General features: G+C 60.4%; 15 protein-coding genes. 7 read left to right on the top strand and 8 right to left on the bottom strand.

What is annotated here, in order from left to right:
• Nucleotides 1–80: 80 nt before the first annotated feature.
• Nucleotides 81–707, top strand: coding sequence for a lysoplasmalogenase (locus IMX17_RS18050; RefSeq protein WP_046898847.1), 627 nt, complete (start codon nucleotides 81–83; stop codon nucleotides 705–707).
• Nucleotides 708–747: 40 nt separating this feature from the next.
• On the opposite strand, the gene IMX17_RS18045 is transcribed toward IMX17_RS18050, so the two are convergent.
• Together IMX17_RS18045 and IMX17_RS18040 are read right to left on the bottom strand one after the other, a co-directional pair.
• Nucleotides 748–1,125, bottom strand: coding sequence for an AprI/Inh family metalloprotease inhibitor (locus IMX17_RS18045; RefSeq protein WP_025304893.1), 378 nt, complete (start codon nucleotides 1,123–1,125; stop codon nucleotides 748–750).
• Nucleotides 1,126–1,179: 54 nt separating this feature from the next.
• Nucleotides 1,180–2,643 carry a serralysin family metalloprotease gene (locus tag IMX17_RS18040; RefSeq protein ID WP_046898846.1) on the bottom strand — a complete coding sequence of 488 codons (1,464 nt, stop codon included), beginning with the start codon at nucleotides 2,641–2,643 and terminating at the stop codon, nucleotides 1,180–1,182.
• Nucleotides 2,644–3,323: 680 nt separating this feature from the next.
• Here IMX17_RS18040 and IMX17_RS18035 point away from each other — a divergent pair.
• Nucleotides 3,324–5,642 carry a zinc/cadmium/mercury/lead-transporting ATPase gene (locus IMX17_RS18035; protein ID WP_182265657.1) on the top strand — a complete coding sequence of 773 codons (2,319 nt, stop codon included), beginning with the start codon at nucleotides 3,324–3,326 and terminating at the stop codon, nucleotides 5,640–5,642.
• Between the two features lie 59 nt (nucleotides 5,643–5,701).
• On the opposite strand, the gene IMX17_RS18030 is transcribed toward IMX17_RS18035, so the two are convergent.
• The 3 genes from IMX17_RS18030 to tusA form a co-directional block, all read right to left on the bottom strand.
• A complete protein-coding gene (locus IMX17_RS18030; RefSeq protein WP_094141612.1) occupies nucleotides 5,702–5,977 on the bottom strand; it encodes a type II toxin-antitoxin system RelE/ParE family toxin in 276 nt (91 codons plus the stop codon).
• Nucleotides 5,977–6,177 (bottom strand): stability determinant, encoded by a 201-nt coding sequence (locus IMX17_RS18025; protein ID WP_227414621.1) that lies wholly within the window; start codon nucleotides 6,175–6,177, stop codon nucleotides 5,977–5,979. The genes IMX17_RS18030 and IMX17_RS18025 overlap by 1 nt, the downstream gene beginning before the upstream one ends.
• Before the next feature lie 62 nt (nucleotides 6,178–6,239).
• Nucleotides 6,240–6,485 (bottom strand): sulfurtransferase TusA, encoded by a 246-nt coding sequence (gene tusA, locus IMX17_RS18020; protein ID WP_025304890.1) that lies wholly within the window; start codon nucleotides 6,483–6,485, stop codon nucleotides 6,240–6,242.
• A 220-nt stretch (nucleotides 6,486–6,705) separates the two neighbouring features.
• Between tusA and IMX17_RS18015 the strand changes: the two genes are divergently transcribed.
• The 3 genes from IMX17_RS18015 (at nucleotide 6,706) to IMX17_RS18005 (ending at nucleotide 8,485) form a co-directional block, all read left to right on the top strand.
• Nucleotides 6,706–7,365 (top strand): 7-cyano-7-deazaguanine/7-aminomethyl-7-deazaguanine transporter, encoded by a 660-nt coding sequence (locus IMX17_RS18015; RefSeq protein WP_182265656.1) that lies wholly within the window; start codon nucleotides 6,706–6,708, stop codon nucleotides 7,363–7,365.
• Between the two features lie 41 nt (nucleotides 7,366–7,406).
• Nucleotides 7,407–7,841, top strand: a complete 435-nt coding sequence (locus IMX17_RS18010; protein ID WP_182265655.1) for a GNAT family N-acetyltransferase — start codon at nucleotides 7,407–7,409, stop codon at nucleotides 7,839–7,841.
• Between the two features lie 80 nt (nucleotides 7,842–7,921).
• Nucleotides 7,922–8,485, top strand: coding sequence for a DcrB family lipoprotein (locus tag IMX17_RS18005; protein ID WP_025304887.1), 564 nt, complete (start codon nucleotides 7,922–7,924; stop codon nucleotides 8,483–8,485).
• A 34-nt stretch (nucleotides 8,486–8,519) separates the two neighbouring features.
• Here the strand turns inward: IMX17_RS18005 and glpC are convergent, their stop codons facing one another.
• The 3 genes from glpC to glpA are packed head-to-tail and all read right to left on the bottom strand — an operon-like array spanning nucleotide 8,520 to nucleotide 12,623.
• Nucleotides 8,520–9,719, bottom strand: a complete 1,200-nt coding sequence (gene glpC, locus IMX17_RS18000; protein WP_182265654.1) for an anaerobic glycerol-3-phosphate dehydrogenase subunit GlpC — start codon at nucleotides 9,717–9,719, stop codon at nucleotides 8,520–8,522.
• Complete coding sequence (gene glpB, locus IMX17_RS17995) at nucleotides 9,716–10,984, bottom strand: glycerol-3-phosphate dehydrogenase subunit GlpB (RefSeq protein ID WP_038874127.1); 1,269 nt, start codon at nucleotides 10,982–10,984, stop codon at nucleotides 9,716–9,718. The genes glpC and glpB overlap by 4 nt, the downstream gene beginning before the upstream one ends.
• Entirely contained in the window at nucleotides 10,974–12,623 is a 1,650-nt protein-coding gene (gene glpA, locus IMX17_RS17990; RefSeq protein WP_193550056.1) for an anaerobic glycerol-3-phosphate dehydrogenase subunit A, read from the bottom strand. The genes glpB and glpA overlap by 11 nt, the downstream gene beginning before the upstream one ends.
• Nucleotides 12,624–12,987: 364 nt before the next feature.
• Between glpA and glpT the strand changes: the two genes are divergently transcribed.
• Complete coding sequence (gene glpT, locus IMX17_RS17985; RefSeq protein ID WP_015376273.1) at nucleotides 12,988–14,340, top strand: glycerol-3-phosphate transporter; 1,353 nt, start codon at nucleotides 12,988–12,990, stop codon at nucleotides 14,338–14,340.
• 82 nt (nucleotides 14,341–14,422) lie between these two features.
• Nucleotides 14,423–15,502, top strand: a complete 1,080-nt coding sequence (glpQ, locus tag IMX17_RS17980) for a glycerophosphodiester phosphodiesterase (protein WP_193550055.1) — start codon at nucleotides 14,423–14,425, stop codon at nucleotides 15,500–15,502.
• Nucleotides 15,503–15,521: the final 19 nt, after the last annotated feature.

Genomic DNA, 15,521 nt, shown 5'->3' with positions numbered 1-15,521 from the left:
CTACACTGAAATGAAGAAGTGACATGGGTGACAGTTTGGAGCCGGTGGTTGCGGCTCCCTTCTACATAAGGAAGACATAAATGAGTTGGCCGTTCCTTGCCGTATTCTTTTCCGGTTGGCTGTTCGTCGACGCCTCTTACCGCGGGCCGCGCTGGCAGCGTTGGGTGTTCAAACCCGTCACGCTGCTGCTGCTGTTGCTGTTGGCCTGGCAGGCACCGGTGCTCAGCGCCGCGGGTTATCTGATCGTACTCGGCCTGCTGGCGACGCTGATCGGCGATGGGCTGCTTCTGTTGCCGCGCGAGCGGGTGCTGTACGCCATCGGCGCCTTTTTCCTGTCCCACTTGCTGTACACCCTGAGTTTCGCCAGCCAGATGACGTTCAGTCTGTTCTGGCCGCTGCCGCTGGCGCTGCTGGCGATCGGTGCATTGCTGCTGGCCACCCTTTGGACCCGGTTGGAAGAGATGCGTTGGCCGATCGTCACCTATGTGGCGATGACGCTGCTGATGGTCTGGCTGGCGGGCGAGCAATATTTCCTGCGCAGCACCGATTTCGGCTTCTCGCTGCTGACCGGCACCTCGCTGCTGCTGCTGGCCAATGTGGTTTGGCTGCTCAACCGCTACCGCTTCACCTTCCGCGCGGCGGACGCCATCGTGGCTTTCTGTTACTTTTCCGGCCACTTCCTGATCGTGCGTTCGCTCTACCTGTAGAGACCTGCCGCGGGTTCGGCGCGCCGAACCCGTTTCTTCATCAAGCCAGCGCTTTCAACGTCAGGGCATCACCCGCACCCAGTTGATTGCGGTACAGATCGCCGTCGCGCGAGAAGAACGCCAGCGTGCTGCCATCCGCCTGCAGCAGGGCGATGCCGTCCGGCGCCGGGCGCCAGCCCACCACCTCGGCCGCAAATACGCTTTGCAGACAACGCTGCCGATCCACCAGCTGGTAGCCGTTGGTCTCGCTTTGCTCATTGGCCAGAAACTCGATTTGGCATTGCCGTTCGCTGTCGGCTACCTGCCATTGCCCCGCCAGCGACTGCGCGGTCGGCAGCGCCAGACTGCCGGCCATCACCGCACTCGTCACCATCATGCCTCCCGCCGCCAGGGCGGCGCGCGTTAAAGTACCTTTCATACCGGCTCCCACATCACGCCCGGCCGAGACTGCGCCGGGCGCTCCGTTGCTGCGTTACACGATAAAGTCAGTGGCGACGTCTACCTGACCGACGATTTTCACCAGGAAGTCCGGCGCCTGATGACCACCGATGTTCACCGACAAATCGGTCACGTTGTTGGACGCGTTGTAGCTCAGCAGCGCTTCACCGGCCGCGCCGCTGAAGTGATCGACGAAGTGAATGAAATCGCTGCTCTGCGCCTCTTTGTTGAAGAACGACAGATCAATCTTGTCGATCCCTTTCTGGAAGTCGCGGATCCAGTCTGAAGCGCCCGGCGCGGAATCGCTGGCGGCAGAGAACACGAAGATGTCTTTACCGGCACCGCCCCACAGCTCGTCCGCCCCGCCGCCGCCGAACAGCACGTCGTTACCCGCGCCGCCTTTCAGCACGTTATTGGCCGCGTTGCCGACGATCACGTCGTTGCCGGAACCGCCAATGGCATTCTCGATGGTCACACCGGCGGCGATCGAGACGTTGCCTTTCAGGCCGCCCACGTCGGAGAACGACTTCTCGTTCAGATTGATGCGCTGGTTAGCGGTGTAACCGGAGAAGTCGAAGGTATCGTTGCCGCCCGCATCCCATACCGCAAAGATCAGTTTTTGCGAGTTGCTGGTGGTGCTGAGGAAGTCACGACCGGTGTTGGAGTTAAAACCGTACACGGTGTCGCCGGTGCGGGTCGACAGGTTGGCGCCATACAGATGTTGAATAGCGGCAATGTCATCCAGCAGCGGAGCTGCGGCGTAATGACCGCCGTTATCGCCACCGGTGTTGGTTTCGCTCCAGTAGCTCATCAGGCTGAACTGGCGGGTGTCTTCCGCATAAGTGACGTCGCGATAGGTCGGGTTGCCTTCACCGGCGTTGTAATCGCCCGGATGGCTCAGACCCAGCGCATGGCCAATCTCATGGGTGAACGTCTGGCGGCCGTAGTCTTCGGTCGCCGGATGCTTCACGTTGGACTGATTGACGTTGTACCAGGTCTGGCCTCCCAGATCCTGCCCCTGCCAAATGGTGTTCGGCAGGAAGGCGTAGGCCTGGGTGCCGTAATCATAGTGGCCGGGACGATCCTGGCTGTAGTTACCGAAGGTGATGTTGGCCTTTTGTCCGGCCGCCACTTCGGTAAAGGTGATATTGGCGACGTCGGCCCAGGACTGCAGCGACAGCTTAGCCTGCTGCTGCTGTTCCGCGCTGAACTTGCTCAGCCCGGTGTCGCCGGCGACGTTGGTGGAAGAGAACTTATAGTCCGGGAAGGAGAAGGTTAATTTGACCGGCTGGCCAAATACCTTGTAACCGTTCCAGGTTTGGTTCTCACGGGTAATAAACAGCCCAGCTTGCTCGTTAGAAAATGAATCCTTGCCATTAATCTGAATCCCGTTGCCCCGCTCATGATAATGCAACAGGTCGTCTACAGCATCGTAGCCGGTTGTGGCGGCCGCGAAGTTGGATTCAGTAATTTCAATTGCCTTTTTAGTAGATTGCATTGGTTCGATTCCACTCATTACCTGATTGATATCAATCAGACAGATAGACATAACCTCCCCGTAAGCCACGGTTAATGAACCTTAAGCTTGCTGGAAGGGGCTTATGCGCCGTTGCCGGCAGTGTGTTTGGTAGAATTAATGCATATATATCAGCAAATAAGATCACCATTAAAAATGGTAATCGATTCCAATTATAGGCAGGACCGCAAAACTGCACATAAAATAATCAACCATTTATTATCGCAACGAAAGTTTGTTATGCTACTTTTTGCGCTTATTTACAAAACAAATGAAACTTAGAGAGGAGAAGTTGGCACCAAACTTCAATAGCAATGCGGCTTGCAGACACAAGCGAATCATGCTGGCTGATTAGGCGCAAAAAGATAAATTTTGCTAACGCGTTATAGATAAATAACTCTTTATTATTAGACCGGGCGACTTTTTAGTTTCTATAGGAATATTATTTTCTTATTTAAACTAACGGCGGCGAGACTTTTTCTCGAAATAGGCAATAAGAAAAAGCAATAGATTAAAATTCGCATTATTCATTATTGAATGAATCCCCCCATAACGCCCGAACGCCGTTAGCAATAATTCTCATCCGGAGCTTGACTCTGGAGTGGGCTCCAGGGTGTAGAGTCAGCTGAGCAAACCCGGTTAACTGCCCGAAGGGGGACGTTATGCACAATCAGCAAAATCATAATCATCAGGAACATCACCACGCCGAAGGCGGATGCGGCTGCAACCACAGCCACAGCAAAACCCAGCATGGCTGCAGCAGCGAGCCGAAGAACGCCGCTGTGCAGACCGAACACGCCCACCACCATCACGATCATGGCGATAGCGGCTGCTGCGCCGCCGCCCCCGACGATCCGGACGAGGAAAGCGACAGGCTGGCCGCCGCTCCCCCTTCCGGCAGCCAACGTTTCAGCTGGAAAGTCACCGGCATGGACTGCCCCAGCTGCGCCAAGAAAATCGAAAATGCCGTCACCGCGCTCCCCGGCGTTGACAGCGCACGCGTATTGTTCGCCACCGAAAAACTGGTGGTCGACGCACAGTCCGATATCAGCCTGCGGATCCAGGACGCGGTCGCCCAGGCCGGTTTTACCCTGCTCGGCGCTCAGACCGCCAAAGATGCCGCGCCAAAAGCCTCGCGCTTCGGCGAATTTGCGCCGCTGCTGTTGTTAACCACCCTGATGGTGGTCAGCTGGGTGCTGGATCGGATTAACCCGGAGCTGGGTCGCATCGCCTTTATCGCCACCACGCTGGTCGGGTTGGCGCCGGTCGCCGCCAAGGCGCTGCGTCTGATTCGCTCCGGCACGCCGTTCGCCATCGAAACGCTGATGAGCGTGGCGGCCATCGGCGCGCTGTTCATTGGCGCCACCGCCGAGGCGGCGATGGTGCTGCTGCTGTTTATGGTCGGCGAGCTGCTGGAATCCTACGCCGCCAACCGTGCGCGGCGCGGGGTAAAGGCGCTGATGGAGCTGGTGCCGGAAGATGCGCTGCTGCTGCAAGGCACGGAACGCAAACGCGTGCCGGTCGCCAGCCTGCGCCCCGGCGACGTGATTGAAATCGCGCCCGGCGGGCGCCTGCCGGCCGACGCCGAGCTGCTCAATCCGTTCGCCAGCTTCGACGAAAGCGCCCTGACCGGTGAATCGGTGCCGGTCGAGCGTCAACAGGGGGAAAAAGTGGCCGCCGGCAGCCTGTCCGTCGATCAGGCGGCGCAGATGAAGGTAATCTCCGAGCCCGGCAAAAATGCCATCGACCGTATTCTGCAGTTGATTGAAGAGGCCGAAGAGCGCCGTGCGCCGATCGAACGCTTCCTCGATCGCTTCAGCCGCTATTACACCCCGGCCATTATGCTGCTGGCGGTCGCGGTGATCCTGGTGCCGCCGCTGCTGTTCTCGCAACCATGGGATACCTGGATCTATCGCGGCCTGACGCTGCTGTTAATCGGCTGTCCATGCGCGCTGGTGATCTCGACCCCGGCGGCCATTACCTCCGGACTGGCGGCCGCCACGCGGCGCGGCGCGCTGATTAAAGGCGGCGCAGCGCTGGAACAGCTGGGGCAGGTGCAAACCATCGCCTTCGATAAAACCGGTACCCTGACCGAGGGCAAGCCGACGGTCACCGACGTGCTGCCCATCGGCACGCTCACCGAACAACGACTGTTGCAGCTTGCCGCCGCGGTGGAAGCCGGTTCACATCACCCGCTGGCGCAAGCGATCATCAACCGCGCCGCCGAGAGCGGGGCTGAGCTACCGCTGGCGCAGGCGCGCCGCGCGCTGGCCGGCATCGGTGTGGAAGGGATAGTGGACGGCAAGACCGTGCTGATCAGCGCGCCGGGCAAGCTGGCGCCAGGCCTGCTCGACACCCAATGGCAGACCCGGGTGGACAAGCTGGAAAACGCCGGTAAAACGGCGGTGGTGGTGCTGGCAGACGGCACGCCCATCGGTTTGCTGGCGCTGCGCGATACGCTGCGCGGCGACGCCAAACAGGCGATAGCCGAACTGAACGCGCTGGGTATCCGCGGCGTGATGCTGACCGGCGACAACCCGCGCGCCGCCGCGGCGATCGCCGGCGAACTGGGCCTCGACTATCGCGCCGGTCTGCTGCCGGAAGATAAGGTCAAAGCGGTCACCGAGCTGAGCGAACTGCGCCCGACGGCGATGATCGGCGACGGCATCAACGACGCCCCGGCGATGAAAGCCTCCAACATCGGCATCGCCATGGGCAGCGGCACCGATGTGGCACTGGAGACCGCCGACGCCGCCCTGACCCACAACCGGCTGCTGGGCGTCGCGGAAATGATCCGCATCTCGCGCGCCACCCACGCCAACATCCGGCAAAACATCACCATCGCGCTGGGATTGAAAGGGGTCTTTCTGATCACCAGCCTGCTGGGGTTAACCGGGCTGTGGCTGGCGGTGCTGGCGGACTCCGGCGCCACCGCGCTGGTCACCGCCAACGCGTTGCGACTGTTGAGAAAGCGCCAATAACATGGTGTCAGACCGGGTTTCTCAATGGAAGCCCGGTATGATGGATTACGGTGCCGATACTAAGGATATTGTCGGCGCGCATGTAAAACCCTCAACACCCGGATGTGAGTTTCCAGCACTTGATAAACCAAGAGATAATTGGGATGTAGAGGAATTTCATGCGTGCCGTCCACTCTGCCACGCCGGAAAAGTCGAGGATGACTGGCGGCGGGAATGACCGCCTCCATGATGAGAAGCTTCATTTTTCTGGCCGCCAAAGGATTGTCATTGGCGATGAATCCCACAATCTCCGCCAGATCCTGACGTGCGGCTCGAGTCCATTCGATGCTGAGCATTATGACTGTTTAGCTTTGATCCTGGCTTCTGCAGCAGCGATAACAGCATCCATTTCAGCCATCACGTCATCATGAGGAATACCGGGCAATGGCTCATCCATGGCTTCCTGAACTTTTTCAAGAAACCAGCGCTCATAGCCCTGCGTGTGTTCCTCATTTTCCATCTTGGCAACCGTAGGCACTAGTAAAATACTCATCATCGTTTGTCCCTTTCGAACGCTCCCCCAATCGCAGGGAGCTTATCTTACGAGACGATTAAAAACTATACACCTTTACGTAACAGATAACGGTATGGCGCCTGCTCGGTCTCCTGCGCCACCAGCGTATGCTCCATAAAGCGGCAGAACCCCGGGATATCGCGGGTGGTGGCCGGATCGTCGGCGATAATCAGCAGCGTTTCGCCGTTGTCCATATGGCGCACGGTTTTGCGCACCATCATCACCGGTTCCGGGCAACGCAGCCCCAGCGCGTCGAGCGTCTGGTCTGCCTGGGCAAATAAGTCAGTCATGCAATTTTTCTCGTTCAAAAACGATCGGCGAACGCTCGCCGCATCTCATTAGCGCCTAGTTTACGCCGGTAGTTTTTCTGCGCAAGATGCGTTAACGTTTGCGTTAAATTTAACCATTGCATTGGTTGCGCAAACGCGTATCATGCCGCCGCGCAGCGTTTTTTGCTGTTTTGACAAGACACACTGGGTTCCCTCACCCCACTGCTAAAAAGGCTACAACATGTATTCGTTTACCGCACAGCAGCGCTTCACGGCGTTGGTCTGGCTTTCGCTGTTTCATATCGCCATCATTACCTCCAGCAACTACCTGGTGCAGCTGCCGATCAGCGTTTTCGGCTTCCATACCACCTGGGGCGCCTTTACCTTCCCGTTTATCTTCCTGGCGACCGATTTGACCGTGCGCATCTTCGGCGCGCCGCTGGCGCGGCGCATCATCCTGGCGGTGATGGTGCCGGCGCTGTTCATCTCCTACGTGATCTCCACCGTCACCTATCAGGGAGAATGGCAGGGCATCGCCGCGCTGAGCAGTTTTAACCTGTTCGTGGCGCGCATCGCCGTGGCCAGCTTTATGGCCTATGTGCTCGGCCAGATCCTCGACGTACACGTCTTCAATCGCCTGCGTCAACGCAGCGCCTGGTGGGTGGCGCCGGCGGCGGCGATGTTCCTCGGCAACATCAGCGATACGCTGGCGTTCTTCTTCATCGCCTTTTATAAGAGCAGCGATCCCTTCATGGCCAACAACTGGGTGGAGATCGCGCTGGTGGATTACAGCTTCAAGGTGATGATCTGCCTACTGTTCTTCCTGCCGATGTACGGCGTGTTGCTGAACATGCTGCTCAAACGCATCGCGGCGCGCAGCGGCAGCCTGCAGCCGGGCTGAGTCGTGTTATTCTGGGCGGCCTTATCCTTTGGAGGCCGCTCATGACCCCAATCGTCCGCACCGCCACGCTCGAAGAAATCCACCGCCTTTACCAACGCATCCCCGAATTCGGCGGCCTGCACAGCCTGGCCGATCTGCAGCAACGTATCGGCACCGCCCCCGCCAGCCTGTTGATCGCCGAGATAGGCGGACAGCCGGCCGGTTTCAAACTCGGTTATCAACAGCAGGAAACGGTGTTTTACAGCTGGCTGGGCGGCGTGCTGCCAGCGTTCCGTCGCCACGGCGTGGCGCAGACCTTGTTGGCCGAACAAGAGCGCTGGGCGCGGGCGCAGGGCTATCACCAACTGACGGTCAAAACCCGTAACCGGTTCCGCGCCATGCTGACGATGCTGCTCGCCCATCACTATCAGATTGTTCATCTGGAAAAGAAAGGCGAAGTGGCTGATTATCGGCTATTACTGGAAAAAAACTTGTGACAACATCTGCCTTGCATTTCAACCTGGAATAGGTTGCGATACGACAGTGAATCCCTACCGGAAAGGAATAAGGAAGCCCGATGCGTAAAGTAGCGAAATTGATGGGTATCAGCCTGCTGGCGCTTGGCCTCGCGGCCTGCGACGGCAACACCAAAGACACCAAGGCAGCGCCAGACGGCGCGGCGGCCAGCGCGCCGGCCGGGCAGCAGGTGAGCCTGCTGGATGGTAAACTGGCGTTCACCCTGCCGGTCGGCATGGCGGATCAGAGCGGCAAGCTGGGCAACCAGGCCAACAACATGCATGTTTACGCAGACAGCACCGGCCAGCGCGCAGTGATCGTCATCTTGGGCGACAAGACTGCCGACAGCCTGGAGACTCTGGCCAAGCGCCTGGAGAACACCCAGCGCGCGCGTGACGCCAACCTGCAGGTGATCACCAACAAGGCGCTCGACGTCAACGGCGTGCCGCTGCGTCAGCTGGACAGCATCATCACCAGCGGCGGCGAGAAAGCCTATTCTTCCGTCCTGATCGGTTCGCTGAACAACAACATGCTGACCATTCAGGTGACGCTGCCGGCGGACAACCAGCAGCAGGCGCAGACCGAAGCCGAAGGCATCATCTCCACCCTGAAACTGAAGCAGTAATCCCGCAGGGGCCGGTTTGCCGGCCCCTGAGTCTTTATGCCAACGCCTGCGCCAGCAGGGTGATCGGATGTTCGCAGCGCTTGCTGGTGGACATTTCTATCTGCCATTTGCAGGTTTCGCAGTCGGTCACCACCAGATCCACTCCGCTCTCTTCTATCTGCCGGAACAGCGGCGCGCCAATGCCTTGCGACGTGGCATAGTTCTCCGATTTGAACCCGTAGGTGCCGGCGATGCCGCAGCACTGCGAATCCAGCACCACCAGCTCCAGCCCCGGTATCTGCCGCAGCAGCTCCAGGGTGTAGGCGGTCCAGCCCATCTTCTCCATATGGCAAGGCGTGTGATAAGCCACCCGCAGCGGCGTGCGCTTGAGCGGCAGGCTGCGCCCCTGGTTGATCAGGCGATAGAGATAGCGCGTCGCCAGCTCCACCCGATCGCGCACCGCAGTGGTGTCTACGTCCAGCAGATGAGGGTATTCGTCACGCAGGGTGAAGGTGCAGCTCGATGAGGTCGCCACCACCGGAATGCCGCGATCCAGCACCGTTTCATGCAGCGATTCGGCATTGACCCTGGCCTGCTTTTTAGCCTGATCGATAAACCCGTTGGCGATCAGCGGCACGCCGCAGCATTTCTCGCGTTTCAGCAGTTGCACGCCGATATCCAGCGCGTTGAACACCCGGACCAAATCCTTGCCCAGCTGCGGGTGGTTATAGTTGACGAAGCAACCGTGGAAGAATGCCACCTGCTCGGCGTAACGCTGCTGAGCCTGCGCCTGTTGCCGGTACCAGCGGCGGAAGGTGCCGAAGGAATATTTCGGCAGTTCGCGCCGGTGATCGATCTTCAGCGCCTTGTCCAGCAGCTTGCGTACCGGTTTCAACCCGGTGGCGGCGTTGACGATCGGCGCAAACGGCGTCGACAGCGATCCCATGATATCGGTATGGCTGAGGATGGCATCGCGCAGCGTCGGCTTGCTCTGGGCGAAGTCGGCGCGGGCGCGCTGAATGATGTCGCCGATTTTGACGTCGGACGGGCAGGCCACTTCACAACGCTTGCAGTTGGTGCAGTATTTCAGCGCTTCATCGTACAGCGCCGGGTCTTTCAGCCGCAGCCGCTCGCCGTCCGGTCCCGCCTGTTTCGGCCCCGGGTAGAGCGGGTTCACTTTGGCGACCGGGCAGTAAGTGGTGCAGACGGTGCATTTAATGCAGCTTTCAAAGCTGTGGTCCCGATGCAGGCTCATACGTTCTCCTCCGCGGCGATCTGCTGCGCGACGTGCAGCGCGCCGATCAATGACACGCCGGCGCCGCAGCCCTGCTGCAGCGGATCGTAGCCGCCGGCGACCGCGCCGATGGCGTACAGGTTGTCGAACGGCACGCCCTGCTTCATCGCCCGCAGCCTGCCGTCGGTACGCACGCCGAACTGCAGGTAAGGCTGCGGCGCGAACAGCTCGCGTCTGCTCCAGTCGGCGCGATCCGCCCGGCTGTGTACGTCCAGCCCGAAGATCGGCTCACGCACCCCGTCGAAATCGGCCACCAGCCCGTTGCTGAAGAAGCTGCCGCTGGCCAGCACCACCTGCTGCGCCCGCAGCGGAATATCGCCGTGGTTGCGGGTGTACAAACCGGTGACGCGGCCGGCTTCGCTCTCGGCGCGCAGCACGCTGTCGCCCGGCATGAAAACGCCGCCCAACTGCTGGAAACGCCGCCGCAACGCCTGGTGCAAGCGCATGCCGGGCACCGAAGGCGGCAACGTCGGCAGCAGTCGGATCGGCTTGCCGACCGCATCCTGCAGCACCGCCAGCGACGCGTCGTCCTCCAGGCCCAGACAGGCCGGCAGGAAGAGCGCCTCGGCCTCGCCCGCCAGCCGCCGCAGCTCTTCGGCCATCGGCGGCAGGCTTTCCATCAAATCCAGTACCCGGGCGATGTTCACCGCGCGGAACTCGCTGGGGTTATTGCGCAATCTGTCCAGTGCCGGCATGTGCAGATAGGCCACGTCCGTCTGCACGCCGAGCTCGCGGCTTAAGGCGTCGGCGGCCATCTGCGGTTGGAAGTCGAGGAACCCTTCGATGCCGATCACCGCAATGCGCCGCCACGGCAGTTGGCCGGTCAGCGGCAGCGTCGGGATCGCTTGCGGGCTGAGCCAGGTGGCGCGGCGCGTGCCGAGCGGCGTGATGCGTAGATGGTTGTTCACCCCCTCGCCCTGCAGATTCAGCCCGCAGCGTTCCAGCAGCCGCTGCGCGGCGGCGGACAGCGCCGCCACCCGGCCGGGCCCGATCAGAGCGTACGGATGCTGCGGCGCCTGTTGCGCCAGCTGCGGCAACGCCGCCAGCGGCATCTCGACCGGCGTGCCGTCCGGCAATCTCGCCAGCAGATCGAGCGAGCCGGAGGAGAAGTAGAGCGCGCTCTGGCCAGAACTGACCACCGCGCAGCGCTTGCCCTGTTCGGCCACGGCAATGGCGCAGCTCAGGCCCGCCAGGCCGCCGCCAATCACCACAACGTCAAATCGCATCATCCGCCTCCTGCTCCTGGTCGGTCTGGGCTTCAAGCCCGCATAATCCCTGGTAAACCCAGCTGGTGAATTCGCTCTCGCGCAGCGCATCGCCCCAGGCGATCGGCCGTACGCCTTTCCAGCGTTCGTTGAGGAACTGCGACAGCTGCGCGATGGATTGCTGCGGCGTGCTGACGTTAAAGCGCGTCAACAGCCCGGCGGCGCGGCAGGCGCAGAGTTCGCCCTGGCAGGTGCCCATGCCGACGCGGGTGCGGCGGCGCAGATCCACCAGGTTATTGACGGTCAGCGAGTTGACCGCATAACGCACTTCCCCGGCGGTCACCGCCTCGCACTCGCACACCAGGCTGGTGTCGAGCCGATCGGCCGCCGGCACCTGGCTGGCGCGATCGCCGTGCCGGTAAATCGCCGAGCCGCGGATGCTGGCGGGCAGAGAAACCACGCTGCGCACCGTTTCTTCCGCCGACTGACGGGATCCGGGCAGCGCGTCCTGCGCGGTGGTGCACGGACTATTTACGCCGAGCTTTTCACATACCTTGTCGGTGGCCCACTCCGCCATCAGGCGGTAGGTCATCAGCTTGCCGCCGGTGATGGTGATAAACCCTTCCAGCCCGTCGCGGGCGGCATGATCGAGCAGCACGATGCCGCGGCTGACGTTGCGCCCGCTGGGATCGTCGTCGCTGGCTACCAGCGGCCGCACCCCGGCATAGGCGCGCAAAATGCGGGTCTGCGCCAGGGTGGGCGCCAACAGCGCCCCTTCGCGGATCAGAATGTCCACCTCCTGCGGGGTCACCAGCATGTTGTCAATTTGGTCGTAGTCGATATGGGTCGAGGTAGTGCCGATCAGCGAGATGGTGTCGCCCGGCACCAGGATGTCGGCATCCGCCGGTTTGCGGCAGCGGTTGATCACCATGTTGTTGATGCGATGGCCGAGGATCAGCAGCGCTCCCTTGGCCGGGAACATGCGGATGCGCAAATCGGCGTATTCGGCGATCTGCTGGCCCCAGATGCCGGCGGCGTTGACTACCACCGGCGCGTGCAGCTCATAGCGCCGCTGATTCTGATGGTCGTAAACGCGCACGCCCGTCACCCGATCGCCGCTGAGCAGCAACCCCACCACCTGATGGTAGGTCAGGATCTGCGCGCCGTGCTCGCGCGCGTCCAGCATATTGGCGGCGGTCAGCCGGAAAGGATCGACGGTGCCGTCCGGCACCCGCACCGCGCCAATCAGCGCCGGGTTAGCCGCCGGCTCCAGCCGCAGCGCCAGCTGCGGGTCGATCGCTTCGGCGTCGATGTCTGCCTGGCGACAGGCGGCGATAAACTGCTGCTGATAGTCCAGCGAGTCTTGCGGCAAGGTGATGAACAGCCCGTCGGTGCGCTCGATACAGTGATGCGCGATGCGTTTCAGGATGCGGTTCTCTTCTATGCATTCGCGCGCCGACTCGCCGTCGGTCACCGCATAGCGCGCGCCGCTGTGCAGCAAACCGTGGTTGCGGCCGGTGGCGCCGGTGGCGATGTCGTGGCGCTCCAGCAAAATGCATCGCAAGCCGCGCCGCGCACAGTCGCGGGCAATGCCTGCGCCGGTGGCGCCGCCGCCGATGATGATCACATCCGTTTCGCCGCCGTCAAAATAGCTGCTCATGTCGCTCCCTCAGGATCGGTAGTTATGAGCCTATTGAGCCACGGTTATTAGGGTCTTTGTTTGATAAGGAACAATAACGAACATAAAACGAAATAAAAATGTCCACAAAAAACCATCAATGTGATCATAATCACGATTTTTGGACGTTTTTCTATTTCATAACGTTAACGAATCGCTCAAAATCCGCCGTGGTTTCATGAAAGTGTAACAATTGCGCCATTCGTCACAGCGACACCAGGCGTATTTGATGACAATGGCGCTCGTTATGGAACACAAAAACACCACATTCGATATCCGCTCAATCATCAAATGAACGTAAAAGGTCATATTGATGTGATAACAGATAAAGCCATCGGAGGCGCTCATGTTGAGTATTTTTAAGCCGGCCGCACACATCGCCCGTGTGCCGAGCGATAAGGTAGACCCGCTCTACCGTAAGCTGCGCTGGCAAATTTTCCTGGGGATCTTCTTCGGTTACGCCGCCTACTATCTGGTGCGTAAGAACTTCACCCTGGCCATGCCTTACCTGATCGAACAAGGCTTCAGCCGCGGTGACCTCGGCTTCGCGCTGTCGGGCATCTCCATCGCCTACGGCTTCTCCAAATTCATCATGGGTTCGGTCTCCGACCGTTCCAACCCGCGAGTGTTCCTGCCTGCCGGCCTGATCCTGGCGGCGGCGGTGATGTTGTTCATGGGCTTCGTGCCGTGGGCCACCTCCAGCATCGCGGTGATGTTCGTTCTGCTGTTCCTGTGCGGCTGGTTCCAGGGCATGGGTTGGCCGCCGTGCGGCCGTACCATGGTGCACTGGTGGTCGCAGAAAGAACGCGGCGGCATCGTTTCCATCTGGAACTGCGCCCACAACGTGGGTGGCGGCCTGCCGCCGCTGCTGTTCCTGCTGGGTATGGCCTGGTTCAACGACTGGCACGCGGCGCTGTACATGCCGGCCTTCGGCGCCATCCTGGTGGCCCTGATCGCCTTCGCCCTGATGCGCGACACCCCGCAATCCTGCGGCCTGCCGCCGATTGAAGAGTACAAAAACGACTATCCGGACGACTACAGCGAAAAAGACGAAGAAGAGCTGACCGCCAAGCAGATCTTCATGCAGTACATCCTGCCGAACAAGCTGCTGTGGTACATCGCGGTCGCCAACGTGTTCGTCTACCTGCTGCGTTACGGCATTCTGGACTGGTCGCCGACCTACCTGAAAGAAGTGAAGCACTTCGCGCTGGACAAGTCTTCCTGGGCCTACTTCCTGTATGAATACGCCGGTATCCCAGGCACTCTGCTGTGCGGCTGGATGTCGGACAAAGTGTTCAAAGGTAACCGCGGCGCCACCGGCGTGTTCTTCATGACGCTGGTGACCATCGCCACCGTGGTGTTCTGGATGAACCCGGCCGGTAACCCGACCGTGGACATGATCTGTATGCTGGTCATCGGCTTCCTGATCTACGGCCCGGTGATGCTGATCGGCCTGCACGCGCTGGAGCTGGCGCCGAAGAAAGCCGCCGGCACCGCCGCGGGCTTCACCGGCCTGTTCGGCTACCTGGGCGGCTCGGTCGCGGCCAGCGCCATCGTCGGTTACACCGTGGACTTCTTCGGTTGGGACGGCGGCTTCATGGTGATGATCGGCGGCAGCATCGCAGCGGTCATCCTGCTGCTGCTGACCATGCTGAACGAGAAGAAACACCACGCGGAAATCGCCGCCAAGCGCGGTTAAGCGTCACACGACTTTTGCATGATTTAAAGGCCGCCCTGCGGCCTTTTTACTACCCTGCCCCCAACAACACGGAGAAAACGGAATGCGGACTCAAGTCAAAGCCCTGCTGACAGGGATCATTCTCGCCACCTCGATGGTCAGCGCCGCGCAGGCGGCGGACAAAGTGGTCATCGCCCACCGCGGCGCCAGCGGCTACCTGCCGGAACACACCCTGCCGGCGAAGGCGATGGCCTACGCGCAGGGCGCCGATTATCTCGAACAAGATCTGGTGATGACCAAGGACAACGAGCTGGTGGTGCTGCACGACCATTACCTCGATCGCGTCACCGACGTCGCCGAACGCTTCCCGGACCGCGCGCGTAAAGACGGCCGTTATTACGCCATCGACTTTACGCTGGCGGAGATCAAATCGCTGAAGTTCACCGAAGGCTTTGACATCGAAAACGGCAAGAAGGTGCAGGGCTACCCTGGCCGCTTCCCGATGGGCAAATCCGACTTCCGCGTCCACACCTTCCAGGAAGAGATCGAGTTCGTACAGGGTCTGAACCATTCGACCGGCAAAAACATCGGCATCTATCCTGAAATCAAAGCGCCTTGGTTCCACAAGCAGGAAGGCAAAGACATCTCCAGCAAAGTGCTGGCGGTGCTCAAACAGTACGGCTACACCGGCAAGAACGACAACGTCTACCTACAGTGCTTCGACGCCAACGAGCTCAAGCGCATCAAGAACGAGCTGGAACCGAAGCTGGGCATGGATCTGAAGCTGGTGCAGCTGATCGCCTACAACGACTGGCAGGAAACCTACGAGCAGAAAGCCGATGGCAAGTGGGTGGAATACGACTACGGCTGGATGTTCAAACCGGGCGCGATGAAGAAAATCGCTCAGTATGCCGACGGCATCGGGCCGGACTACCACATGCTGGTGGTGGCGGATAAATCCAAGCCGGGCCACATCGTGCTGACCGACATGGTGAAAGAAGCGCACGCCAGCAAGCTGGCGGTGCACCCGTTCACCATTCGCGCCGATGCGCTGCCGAAGTACGTGACCGACGTGAATCAGCTGTATGACGTGATTTACAACCAGGCCGGCGTCGACGGCGTGTTCACCGACTTCCCGGACAAGGGCGTGCAGTTCCTGCAGAAGCAGGGCCAGCACAAGTAACGCCAAGGGCGCCGCAAGG

Origin of the sequence: Serratia sp. X3, from assembly GCF_014982455.1 — a bacterium.
Lineage (GTDB): Bacteria > Pseudomonadota > Gammaproteobacteria > Enterobacterales > Enterobacteriaceae > Serratia > Serratia ureilytica.
The sequence above is the reverse complement of the archived record's forward strand: the minus strand, read 5'-3'. Positions and strand labels throughout refer to the sequence as shown.